We start from the raw sequence: 12,051 nt of genomic DNA, 5'->3' as shown, positions 1-12,051 counted from the left end.
TCAGTCCTCTCTGGTGGTTGATGCCGCCTTTAAGCGTTGGCGGGGGCGTCGTCCGAGCGGTAAGCGAGGACCTTTTCCTCAACCACCGTGTCCCCCGGTTCGCACTCGTGGTCCAGGGTGATGACGCCGTAGGTCCAGCCGCGGCGGCGGTATACGACCGATGGTGTGTTGGTGGCTTTGTCGACGAAGAGATAGAAGTCGTGGCCTACAAGCTCCATGTTGTCCACGGCGTCGTCAAGCGTCATGGAGGCAGCGGGAAAGACCTTGCGACGGATCAGCACCGGCGAATTCCCGGCCGGGATGTCGTTCTCGACATCGTAGGGGGACTTTTCCTCGGCTGCCTGCGAGGATTCGCTCCAGCGGTTGGCTTCAAGGTACAGCGGCTCGTGTGCGCTGGCGGGTTCGAGGGAAGCGGTGGCTTCACGGACAGCCTTGGGGGTGTGGCGGCCATGGTGGACCTTCTTGCGGTCCTTTGCGCGCCGGAGCCGCTCAAGCAACTTGTTGTAGGCGAGGTCAAAGGCGGCAAATTTGTCTGCGGCGCTCGCTTCGGCGCGGATTACAGGGCCCCTGCCCAGGACTGTCACCTCGACGGTCAACTGGTCGCCGGTCTGCCGGGCATTGGTCTCCTTGGAGACTTTCGTATCGACCCGCTGGATCTTGTCGCCAAGCGATTCGATCTTCGCGATCTTTTCCCCGGCGTACTCGCGGAACCGGTCTGAAACGGTCAGATTTCGTCCGCTGATCATAAACTCCATGGTGCCCTCCAAATGACTTCGGTGACACGACGGCGGCACTTCCTTGGGCCCAGCTGTCTGACAGTCGAGCCCCTCTCCGAGCCGCCATCGAAAGGTACATTCTGTTCTTGGTACCCACCACCGACGTTAGTTCATAGCCACCTGTTATTCATCCTTTCCCGGTTTATTTTTTTCTAAGTCATGGCTCCTCCCGTGCGGTATGGGGACCGGAGTGGCGGGGGCGGAGGCATCGGGCGGGCGTGTCGCCGCAAGCACCACAGCGCCCCTCACCTGGGCGCCGGCGACATGCAGGGCGCGGGCGGCTTCGCCAATGGTGGCACCGGTTGTCAGCACGTCATCGATGATGATGCAGGGACGGCCCAGGACCTTTTGGCGGTTGCCCGGACGGACCCGCATGGAACCTCTGACCCGTTGCGCACGGGCTCCCCTGCCCAGGCCTTTTTGGCCGCCCATCCGGCCGGGGAGCAGAAGGCCCGGTCCAGGCTTCTTGGCCAGGACATCCGCGACGTTGAGTCCAGGCAACTGCCGTGCCGCCTCTTTCAGGAGCAGGTGGACCGGGCTAAACCCCCGGTTGAGGTACGCGGCCGTGCCGGTAGGGACCGGAACCAGCAGCACCCCGCTGCCGTCCCGGGCTGCAGCCCTGACCGCCGCGGCAAGTGCCCGGCCCAGGCTCCTGCGAAGCTGGTGCTGGCCGTGCCGCTTGAAAGAAAGCAGGCCCTGTGCCAGTTCGTCCCGGTACACACCCGCGGCAACCACCGGAAGCATGATGGTCCCGTCGACGTCCACCAACGCGGGCGCACCGCTTTCAGCCCGGAAGGGGCTCCGGGCCAGCCGGCGGATGCGGCTGGCGCAGGATGCGCAGAGAGTGCGGTCCTCCGCACCGCAGCAGACGCAGTCAACCGGCACAGCCAGGGCCAGCAGATCCGCCGCTGCGCCGGACAACCAGTCCGTGAGCCGCAGGAGGACGGCCGCGTGCTCGTCCCTGTGCAAGGCAGGGAAAGGCGGTGGCGGGTGAAGGTCCGGGTCCATCCTCCGGGTACCCTCGGGGCCCGACCCCGTTGCGCCGCCTCCGCCTGATCTGCTGTTCATTCCTGAAGCATTCATCACGTGCGCCCGGTGGTCAGGGCCCCTGCGCAGCTATGTGGACAACTCCGCCGGCGGCTGAAGGCCAGCGGCGGAACGGGTCCGGCGGGGGCCGCGAGGGGATTTGAAACCGGCCTCAGCCAGGAAAAGCGGGATCGATCGGGCCCTTGATCTGTGGCGACCAACCGTTGCCGAGCCGCTGGAAGATGCCCTCTCCGGACTGGACGTAGATGTCGTCTGCACCGTTTCCGGCGCTGATGGCAACCAGCCCGGGCCAGGGCGCCAGCTGCTGCGGCTGCCCGGAGGTGAGCGAGAGAAGTTCCGGCGTGACGTTGGCCCCGGCTGCCCCCTTCATGACGACAACAGAGGTGCCATTCACCCACACCCCCTGGTCGGGATCGCCGGCAGTGGCCAGGGTGATCGGGGGTGTCAGTTCGCGCGGGGTGCCGTCGCCGGCGCGGATCACGCCCGTCACCTGCACCTTGGATTTCCCGTTCTGTTCAGAGATGACCAGGGCGCGCACGCCGTCGCGTGAGACGCGGAATTCCTTCACCGTCCGGCCGGCAAGCCACGACGGCGCCAGGGTCACCGACGGGACGGGCGCCCCCTCGGCCACGCCGGTGGGGTGGAACGCCACGACTTCGGTGGCGCCGGAGCCTCCCGGGCCGGCCGTCCACACCCAGTCGCTGACGCTGAAAGACGGCCTGCTGAGGGTGGTTCGGGTGGTCAGGGCACGCGCAGGTTGCCCCGGGCTGATGCTGTAAAGGGTGGTGCGGCCCTCGTTGAGGAAGGCTGCGGTCTGCGACACCGGAGATTCTGCGGGATAGCGCGGGTTGAGGGCCGAGACCGGCTGCATGTCAGGCAAGGGTGATACCCGGTTGTTCTCATAACGCACCAATTCGTTGCCGCTGACGGCGATCTGGCGCGACGGAACGGTCCTGTCCAGCACCGGAGGAAGGACCGATCCGTTGTCCTCCACGCGAACCAGGTCCTGGTTGGCGCGCAGTTCAACATTGACCACATCCGGCTGGCTGCGGAAGGTCAGGGTCAGCTGCATCTGCATGCGCAGCCGGTCCTCCGCCGAGGTTTCCGTCAGTTCCTTGGCGGTCAGGTCCACCTGCGCGGCCCCCGAGACCACAGGGACGGACTCACGGGCCAGCTTGATGCCGGAGGGGAACGCGCTGGCGACTGCGCCGCGCAGGTAGGGCGCCGGACCGGACAGCAGCGCGCTGGTCATCGCTTTGACGGTCTTGTTCTTCAGGAACCAGCGGACGTCGGGGATGGCGTAGGTAAAGGTGGGGTCGTAGAAGTAGATGGGATACGCGCCGTAGATCACTTTGAACGTTTCCTCGGCGATGGCGGTCCCGTCAGGAATTGCGGAGATGCGCCACTCGCCGTCCACCTGGGTCACGGTCACGGGAATACGTTCCACTGTGCCCGGCGGCGATTGGGTGGCGATGCCGTCAGCGTCCACCGTGTAGGAGACATCCAGCTCATAGTTGAAGACGTTTTCGGTGTCAGTGGGGACGACGCGCGCCTCGCGGTAGACGAGTGCGCGTTTGTCCGGTTTCCAGGACACGGCCGATGCCTGTGTCAGGTACTGTCGTGCCACCGCGTAGTCATCCTCGTAGCCGCTGCCGGCCCGGTAGAAGTAGTCGATGATGGTCTCGGGTGACGCGCCGGGCTGCGGCGCTGCGGGCAGGAAGACGGGTGCACTGACGTTGCCTGCACTGCTTTCGCTGCTCTTTCCGACCGGCCCGGAGGTGGGAATCCGTGCGCAACCCGCCAGGAGGACCATCAGCAGCGCAAGCAGCGCAGCGGGGTACCTGGCATGGCGCACCCCGGCCCTCATGGTGTCTCCTCGGGGGACTGGACCGGGGCAGGCGCGGCCGCACCTGCCTGCAACAGCAGCATGTTCTTGTAGTCCTGTTCCGCGGGGATGGTGCCCGGCGCTCCGGGTATGGTGGCGTCCTTCGGTTCCAGTTGGAGGGGCGACTCGGTAATCACACCGTCCTGGCGCAACGGCAAGGTCAGCCGGAAGTTGGCGCCGTCGCCCTTCCTCCCCCACGCCTGCAGCCAGCCGTGGTGCAGCTTGGTGTCCTCCATGGCAATGGAGAGCCCCAACCCGCTGCCTCCCGTCGTGCGGGCGCGGGCAGGATCGGCGCGCCAGAACCTGTCGAAGACCCTGGCGGCCTGGGCCTGGTCCATCCCGATGCCGTGGTCCCTGACGGCAACGCCTACGGCGGTGTCATTCACCGCAACGGTGACGGTCACCGGCCTGCCCTCACCGTGCTCCACGGCGTTCAGGATGAGGTTGCGCAGGATGCGGTCGATCCGCCGCGCGTCCATTTCCACGATGACGGCGTCTTTGGGTGCCGTAAAGAGGATTTCCGATCCGTACTCCGCGGCTACCGGGGCGGCGCCTTCGATGACGTGGGCAATGACTTGGGTGAGGTCCTCAGGTTCAGCATCGAGGACTGCGACGCCTGCATCGAACCGGCTGATTTCGAGCAGGTCCGAAAGGAGCGACTGGAACCGTTCCACCTGGTTGTAAAGCAGCTCGGCGGACCGTTTGTTGATCGGATCGAAGTCGTCACGGGCGTCATAGAGCACTTCCGCAGCCATCCGCACCGTGGTCAGGGGCGTCCTCAGCTCGTGCGAAACGTCCGACACAAAACGCTGCTGCATCTGCGAGAGCGTAGCCAGCTGGGTGATCTGCTCCTGCAGGCTGGCCGCCATGTGGTTGAAAGAGGCCCCAAGGCGGGCCACTTCGTCCTCGCCCTTGACCACCATGCGCTCCTGCAGTTGCCCGGCGGCGAGCTTTTCGGAAACCATGGCGGCGTGGCTTACGGGGCTGACCACGTTGCGCGTAACGTACCAGGCCACGGCGCCGATCAGCAGGACCAGTACCGCACCGCCGGCCCAGAGGACGCTTTGGATCTCATTCAGTGTTTGCTGCGCGGTGTTGAGGTCGTAGATAAGGTACAGCTCGTAGACGGTGCCGTTGAAGGTGACCTTGTTGCCAACGGCGATGCCCGGCCGGTCCTCGGTCCCCACCGGGATGACGGTGGAAGCCCAGTACTGGTCCTTGCCCGACTCCTGGACAGCCTTGCGCAGGTCCGGGGGAATGACGCTGACCGTCAATTGGTCGGACGCGCGGGACTCGACCCAGCGGTTGCGGGGCTTTGTCTGGTTTGGCATCGCCTCAAAAACGTAGCGGCGTTGGATGACCGAACCCCGGCCCTCCACGGCGCTGAGGGTGTCGGAGACCAGCGTGATGACGCTGGACTGGTCGGTGACCTGGGCGCCGTCGAACGTCTCCTGCACCTGCTTGACGTTGTAGCGCGTCTCAGACTCCGCTTGCGTCAGGCGCTCCTGGAAGAGGTTGTTGGCGATCTGGTTGGACAGGTATGCCCCGACGACGGCAAACGATGTGACGGCCAGCATCAGGGTGGTGAGGACGGTTCGGAACTGCAGCGACCGGCGCCAGCGCTGCTGCAGTGCCCGGCCCAGGTACCTTAGCCCCGGAAGGAACCGGCGGACACCGGTGCCGACCAGCCGTGCCACGCGCAGCGCCACGATGAGGGCGCGGCGCTGCCAGATCCGGGCGCGGAACGCCACGTGCCGAAGGTCGGGAGCCGGTGTGCTGCCGGGCCCAGGCACGTCATGCGGTTCGCCGGCCGGGGAAGTCCCGTCCTGGGCGGCGGGGTCAGACCCCTGCTTTGTAGCCGACACCACGCACCGTCAATACAACTTCCGGGGCCTCCGGGTCCTGTTCGATCTTGGACCGCAGGCGCTGGACATGGACGTTGACCAGGCGGGTATCGGCGGCGTGGCGGTAGCCCCACACCTGCTCCAGCAGCAGCTCCCGGGTGAAGACCTGCCATGGCTTGCGGGCCAGCGCCACCAGGAGGTCGAACTCCAGCGGGGTCAGGGAAATCCGCTCGCTGCCCCTGCTGACGGTGTGGCCGGCGACGTCGATGGTGATGTCCGCGATCTTCAGCGTTTCGGGGGCCTTCTGGTCGCCGGGGCGGAGGCGGGCGCGTACGCGTGCCACCAGCTCCGCGGGCTTGAACGGCTTCGGCACGTAGTCATCGGCACCGGATTCCAGCCCGCGAACGACGTCGGAGGTATCGGACTTGGCGGTCAGCATGACGATGGGGACATCGGACTCGCCGCGAATCTGCCGGCAGACCTCGATGCCGTCCATGCCGGGAAGCATGAGGTCGAGCAGGACAAGGTCGGGCCGCGATGACCGGAAAATATCGAGGGCCTGGGCGCCGTCAGCGCAAAAGACCGGCTCGAAGCCGTCATTACGGAGGACAATTCCAATCATCTCGGCCAGCGCTTCGTCATCATCTACCACCAGAATGCGTGCCTTCATAGCTATATATTCCCTTATCGGGATGGGTTTGTCGTGTTGAGCGGCCTCCCGGCATGGCGGGACACTAGGCCGCCCGACGCCGGAACTATAGTCTTGGGGTCATGCCCAGCACGGCCGGTGCGCACTTTCCGGTGTGAGGCCCGTGGGCAGGCGGACTGGTATGGGGGAGGAAATCAGTGTCACCACATGAGCCGGGTCACGGGAACCCGCCGGAAGAACGGGGCAAGGACCGCGGCGACGGCGACGGCGGCCCCACCGGCACAGGCGCTGGCATTCCTGGGCGGACCGCCCGGGATCAGCCGTGGGCGGCTCCGGCAGGACAGCCAGGCAATCCCCAGCAACCAGGCTGGCCGGCACCGGCGTGGAACGGACCTGGAACGTGGCAGCAGCCCACGCAGCCGCAGCAGTGGCCGCAGAACGCGCCCTACCCGAGCGGGGGAACCTCACGCCCCGGAGGGACCTATCCCGGAGCGCCCTATGCCGGGCAGCCCTACAACGGAGCACCCTATGCCGGGCAGCCTTACCCGGGCTCCCCCTATAACCAGCCGCCCCACTACGCCGGCCCTTTCGGAGCCGGCCCTTACGGGCAGGCCCGCTACGTGGCCCCGCCTAAACCAGGCATCATTCCCCTGCGTCCGCTGATGTTCGGGGAAATCCTGGATGGCTCGTTCCAGTCCCTCCGGCGCAACGCCAAGGCGATGCTCGGCGCGGGCCTCCTGGCCCAGTCACTGTCCGCCATCCTCGCCGCGGTGCTCACCGGAGTGCTCGCAACATCGTCCGGGACCATTGAATCCTGGGCGAAGACGGCCAGCAGGACCGACGTCGCGTCGTTAGGGATTGGGCTGATGGTGACCTTTGCCGTGCTGTCCATCCTTTCCGTGTTCATGTCCGTGGTCCTCCAGGGCGCCATGGTGGTCCCTGTGGCCCGGTCCGTCCTGAACCGTCCCACCGGCTTCCGGCGCATGCTGTCCCTGGTGCGTCCGCGGATCGGGGCGCTGGCCGGGCTTGCGGCGGTGCTGGTGGCGGCTGCGCTGGCCGCCATGGCGCTGTTCTTCGCCCTCATCGTCCTCCTGTTCTCCAACGTCCGGGGTGCGGCGGCCCTCCTGGTCATCCCGCTGATGTTCGGTTTCGCCGCCGTTTTCCTCTGGGTGGCGATCAAGCTCATGGTGGCACCTGCCGCCGTCGTCATCGAAGAATTGGGCGCCCTTGCCGGACTTCGCCGCTCGTGGGAACTGACCCGGACAAACTGGTGGCGGATCCTGGGCATCACCCTGGTCGTGGGAATCCTGGTCGCTGTCATCACCCAGGTGGTCCTGATCCCGGCAAGCCTGCTGCCCACGGTGCTGTCCGGGGTGGTCTCGCCCCATGGCGGCAGCGGCCAGGACGCAACGCTGACCGTTGCCGTCAGCATCATCACCGCGGTGGTCGGTGCGCTGGTGGGCGCGGTGGGCTACGCGTTCCAGACGTCCGTTATGGCGCTGCTCTACATGGACCTGCGCATGCGCAAGGACGGGTTGGATATCGCGCTGCTGCGCGACATGGAGACCGGCGCCGATCCTGACGGCATCCCCGGCCGGAAGGCCGTCGCTGCGAACCCGTACCCCGGATACGGAACGGCGCCGGGAGCATGGTCCGATGGCCGTTGAACCGCCGGTGCTGCCGGGTGCCGACGAGGCACAGCGGTGGGCAGCAGAAGAATTGGCCAAACCTGAATACCGGGACGCTGCCCCGTCCTGGCTGGACAGCTTGTGGCGGAACTTCCTGGACTGGCTGCAGTCCCTGGACGGCTCCCCAGGCGAGGCGGGTCCGGTGCCCAGCCCGGTCATTGCGCTGGTCATTGCCGCGATAATTGCGGCCGCGGTCATCCTTGCCCGTCCCCGGCTGAACGCCCGGGTCCGGCAGGCCAGGGACGTCTTCGAAAGGGAAACCGTCCTGACCGCCGCGGACTACCGGAACCGCGCTGAAACCGCAGCCGCAATCGGACAGTGGGGGGACGCCGTCGTCGACCGTTTCCGCGCGATGGTCCGCAGCGCCGAGAACCGGACCATTCTTGATCCTCAGCCTGGCAGGACCGCAGATGAGGCCGCGAACGCATTGTCCGTGCCGTTCGCCGGTGAAGCCGGGCGGCTTGCCCGGGCGGCGGCTACTTTTGACGGCATCCGTTTCGGGAGCCGCGCAGCGTGCAGCGCCGACTACCAGGACATGGTGGCCCTCGATGCCGCACTGGACGCCACGAAGCCCGCCATGGGCATGGTGCCGCTGCAATGAGCGGGCCAGCGACCACCAGCGCCGGGACGGCACAGGAAACACGGCAGTCCCCCGGCGCGCCAACGGTGGGCGGAAGCCTCCGGGCCGCAAGGTTCCTGGCCTGGCTGCGGCAGCACCGTGGCATGGCCGCAGCCGCGGTCGTGGTGGCAGGTGCGCTCGCCCTGATCATCGGCACGCAACTCGCCCCCAAGGGTGACACCTTCCCCCTCTCCGTCCACAACGCAGGGCCGGAGGGAGCCAGGGCGCTGGGCGAAATCCTGGGCCGGCACGGAGTTTCGGTCCGTACCCCCACCCGGTTCGACGCGGCGCTGCAGGACCTGCATTCAAGCTCCTCCCCCACCCTCCTGCTCTACGACAGGTACGGCGTCCTGGACGCACAGCAGCTGGCCGGCCTGGTGTCGGCTGCCGGCCGCGTGGTGGTGGTGACCCCCAGGCTGGAGACCCTTGCCGCCCTTGACAGCGGCATCCACCAGGCCGGCGTCGTCCCGGATGCCTCTCCGGTCCTCAACCCCGGTTGCGGCTACCCTGACGCCGAGACAGCGGGACAGGTGACAGGCGAGGGAGGATTTGTTTACGACGGCGGCACCACCTGTTACCGCGCGGCAGGCGCCGCCGGGATGCTTGCCGTCAGCGCTGACGGACGGCTGGCCGTGCTGGGCAGCACGGCTGTCCTGGGAAACGACAAACTGGACGAGCTGGGAAACGCTGCGCTGGCGGTCCGGACGCTCGGCGCCTCGCGGGACCTCGTCTGGTACCTGCCTTCGATCGAAGACGCAACCGCGGACGGCTCCGGGAAAACCCTCGACGACCTCGCACCGGGTTGGGCCCGTTTCCTTGGCCCCTGGCTGCTGGTGGTGGCGCTCGCCGCCATCGTATGGCGGGGCCGCAGGCACGGTCCGCTGGTGTTCGAGCCGTTGCCGGTGGTGGTCAAGGCTGTTGAGACGGCAGAGGGACGGGCACGGCTCTACCAGGACTCGCGTGCCGTCGAGCAGGCCCGGGACAACCTGCGGGCCGGCCTGCTGGTGCGGCTCGCCCGAAAACTGCGCCTTGGCCCGGGCGCCACTGCCGAGGAAACGATTGCGGCGGCGGCCCGGCTGCTTGGCAGGGATGCCGCCGGCGTCCGCATGTTGATTAACGAACGCCCCACAACTGAAGCCCGGCTGGTGGCCTGGTCCCAGGCCATGGACAAACTGGAGAAAGAGGTCATGACCCGATGAGCGAACAGAGCAGTGGCCCGGGAATCCTGAACCCCGTGGACCCCAACGTCCCGGCGGACGACGACGGCGCCCGCCAGGCGCTGCTGGCTGTCCGGCGCGAGGTGGCAAAGGCCGTGGTGGGTCAGGACGCCACCGTCACTGGCCTCCTGATTGCCCTGCTTTCGCAGGGCCATGTGTTGCTGGAGGGCGTACCGGGTGTTGCCAAGACCCTGCTGGTCAGGGCCCTTTCCTCCGCCTTGAGCCTGGATACCAAGCGGGTGCAGTTCACTCCGGACCTGATGCCGGGCGACGTCACCGGCTCGCTGGTTTACGACTCCCGCACGTCCGACTTCAGCTTCCGGGAGGGACCGGTCTTCACCAACCTCCTGCTGGCAGACGAGATCAACAGGACACCGCCAAAGACCCAGGCTTCGCTCCTGGAAGCCATGGAAGAGCGGCAAGTCTCCGTGGACGGGCTGTCCAGGCGGTTGCCGGCGCCGTTCCTGGTTGCAGCAACGCAGAATCCGGTGGAATACGAGGGCACCTATCCCCTCCCCGAAGCACAGCTGGACCGGTTCCTGCTGAAACTCACCATGCCCCTGCCCGGGCGCGGTGAGGAGATCGAGGTGATCCGACGCCATGCCGCCGGATTCGATCCCCGGGACCTGGCAGCAGCAGGCGTCCGGGCGGTGGCGGGCGCCGAAGACCTGCAAGGGGCGCGGGAAGCAGTGGCCCGGGTAGCGGTGGAGCCGGAAATCATCGGCTACATCGTGGACCTGGTGCGTGCCACCAGGGCGGCCCCCTCCTTCCAGCTTGGCGTCTCACCGCGAGGCGCCACTGCCCTGCTCAACACCTCCAGGTCCTGGGCCTGGCTCTCGGGGCGTCCGTTCGTCACCCCGGACGACGTCAAGGCGCTGGCCCTGCCATGCCTGCGGCACCGGGTGGCTTTACAGCCCGAAGCCCAGATGGATGGAGTGAGGGTGGACGACGTCCTGGGCAGCATCCTGGCATCCGTCCCCGTTCCACGCTGATGGCCATATCGGGGCGCTTCGTGGCAGTGGTGCTGCTGGGCCTGGTGCCGGTGCTGCTGTTTCCGGGATGGCCGACCATTCTCACCACGACCGCCGTGCTCGCTGCCATGCTGGGTACCGACCTGCTGTTTGCCGGGTCCCCCAAGCGGGTGGCCGCGGTACGCGCGGAACCCCAGAATGTTACCCTCGACAACGCGGTGGAGGCGGCCCTTACGCTCCGCAACGGAGGTTCCCGCCGGCTCCGGGGCTCGTTCAGGGACGGGTGGCAACCCTCCGCCGGGGCGCCGGACCCGGTCCAGGCCATCGACATCCCGGCCAGCGAAAGCAGACGGTTCACCGTCAGGCTCCAGCCGGCCCGGCGCGGGGACCTTAAGGCACCCCACGTGACTATAAGGTCGTATGGTCCGCTCGGCCTGGCAGCCAGGCAGCGGACCATCGATTGCCCGGGCTCGGTGCGGGTACTGCCGTCCTTCCATTCGCGCCGGCACCTGCCCTCCAAGCTGCGGAAGCTGCGCGAACTCGATGGAAAGGCCGCCGTCCAGATCCGCGGGGCCGGCACCGAGTTCGATTCCCTGCGGGACTACGTCCGCGGCGATGACGTGCGGTCCATCGACTGGCGCGCCACGGCACGGCGTTCCTCCGTGGTGGTCCGCACCTGGCGCCCGGAACGGGACCGGCGGGTGGTCATGGTCCTGGATACCTCCCGCACGTCCGCGGCGAGGATCGCCGACGAAACGCGGCTGGACACCGGGCTCGAGGCTGCGCTCCTCCTGGGCGTCCTGGCCGAACGGGGCGGCGACCGGGTGGACTTCCTGGCCTTTGACCGCAGGACCCGGGCCCGGACCGGTTCCGCAGGCCAGGGCAACATCCTGGGCCGGCTGGTCCAGGCCATGGCGCCCCTTGAAGCCGAGTTGATCGAGATGGACTGGCCGGCGGTGCCGGCGCAGGTCCGCGCTGCCTCCGCGCACCGGTCCCTCGTGGTGCTGCTGACCTCACTGGACAGCGGAGCGCCCGAGGAAGGGCTGCTGCCCGTGGCGGAGCGGCTGGCCGGCGGGCACACAGTGGTGGTGGCTGCCGTCCGCGACCCGCAGCTGGGCACCATGCTCCGGGAACGCAGCGACGCCACCGGCGTGTTCCGGGCGGCTGCCGCCGAGCGCGCACTCCTGCAGCGCGCCGCGGTTACCGCGGAACTGCGCCGCTACGGCGTCGAGGTGGTGGACGCGGAGCCGCATGACCTGCCGTCCCACCTCGCTGACATGTATATCCGGCTCAAGGCTGCCGGTAGATTGTGAAACCGGAGGCAGACAGCGCCGCCGCAGCCAACAGGAGGTCCA

General features: G+C 67.5%; 10 protein-coding genes. 5 read left to right on the top strand and 5 right to left on the bottom strand.

Annotation, left to right across the window (positions count from 1 at the left end):
• Nucleotides 1-29 precede the first annotated feature (29 nt).
• The 5 genes from hpf to mtrA form a co-directional block, all read right to left on the bottom strand.
• Entirely contained in the window at nt 30-755 is a 726-nt protein-coding gene (hpf, locus tag J2T23_RS03995; RefSeq protein ID WP_141159966.1) for a ribosome hibernation-promoting factor, HPF/YfiA family, read from the bottom strand.
• 144 nt (nt 756-899) lie between these two features.
• On the bottom strand, nt 900-1,844 hold the full coding sequence (locus tag J2T23_RS03990) for a ComF family protein (protein ID WP_141159965.1): 945 nt from the start codon (nt 1,842-1,844) through the stop codon (nt 900-902).
• A gap of 130 nt (nt 1,845-1,974) precedes the next feature.
• Nucleotides 1,975-3,690, bottom strand: a complete 1,716-nt coding sequence (locus tag J2T23_RS03985; RefSeq protein ID WP_141159964.1) for an LpqB family beta-propeller domain-containing protein — start codon at nt 3,688-3,690, stop codon at nt 1,975-1,977.
• Nucleotides 3,687-5,576 carry an MtrAB system histidine kinase MtrB gene (gene mtrB, locus J2T23_RS03980; RefSeq protein WP_370871388.1) on the bottom strand — a complete coding sequence of 630 codons (1,890 nt, stop codon included), beginning with the start codon at nt 5,574-5,576 and terminating at the stop codon, nt 3,687-3,689. Before mtrB ends, J2T23_RS03985 begins: the two co-directional genes overlap by 4 nt.
• A complete protein-coding gene (mtrA, locus tag J2T23_RS03975; protein WP_141159962.1) occupies nt 5,548-6,222 on the bottom strand; it encodes an MtrAB system response regulator MtrA in 675 nt (224 codons plus the stop codon). Before mtrA ends, mtrB begins: the two co-directional genes overlap by 29 nt.
• A gap of 176 nt (nt 6,223-6,398) precedes the next feature.
• On the opposite strand from mtrA, the gene J2T23_RS03970 reads away from it, so the two are divergent.
• From J2T23_RS03970 to J2T23_RS03950, 5 genes are read left to right on the top strand one after another with little or no spacing between them, the layout of a single operon-like run.
• A complete protein-coding gene (locus J2T23_RS03970) occupies nt 6,399-7,868 on the top strand; it encodes a DUF7847 domain-containing protein (protein WP_307357430.1) in 1,470 nt (489 codons plus the stop codon).
• Nucleotides 7,858-8,490 carry a DUF4129 domain-containing protein gene (locus tag J2T23_RS03965; RefSeq protein ID WP_307357427.1) on the top strand — a complete coding sequence of 211 codons (633 nt, stop codon included), beginning with the start codon at nt 7,858-7,860 and terminating at the stop codon, nt 8,488-8,490. The genes J2T23_RS03970 and J2T23_RS03965 overlap by 11 nt, the downstream gene beginning before the upstream one ends.
• Nucleotides 8,487-9,707 carry a DUF4350 domain-containing protein gene (locus tag J2T23_RS03960; RefSeq protein ID WP_307357424.1) on the top strand — a complete coding sequence of 407 codons (1,221 nt, stop codon included), beginning with the start codon at nt 8,487-8,489 and terminating at the stop codon, nt 9,705-9,707. The genes J2T23_RS03965 and J2T23_RS03960 overlap by 4 nt, the downstream gene beginning before the upstream one ends.
• Nucleotides 9,704-10,717, top strand: a complete 1,014-nt coding sequence (locus J2T23_RS03955) for an AAA family ATPase (protein WP_141159959.1) — start codon at nt 9,704-9,706, stop codon at nt 10,715-10,717. The genes J2T23_RS03960 and J2T23_RS03955 overlap by 4 nt, the downstream gene beginning before the upstream one ends.
• Nucleotides 10,717-12,009: a DUF58 domain-containing protein gene (locus J2T23_RS03950; RefSeq protein WP_307357421.1), complete on the top strand. Its 1,293-nt coding sequence runs from the start codon at nt 10,717-10,719 to the stop codon at nt 12,007-12,009. Before J2T23_RS03955 ends, J2T23_RS03950 begins: the two co-directional genes overlap by 1 nt.
• Nucleotides 12,010-12,051 lie beyond the last annotated feature (42 nt).

The sequence above is a fragment of the Pseudarthrobacter niigatensis genome (assembly GCF_030812615.1).
GTDB classification, from domain to species: domain Bacteria; phylum Actinomycetota; class Actinomycetes; order Actinomycetales; family Micrococcaceae; genus Arthrobacter; species Arthrobacter niigatensis.
The sequence above is the reverse complement of the archived record's forward strand: the minus strand, read 5'-3'. Positions and strand labels throughout refer to the sequence as shown.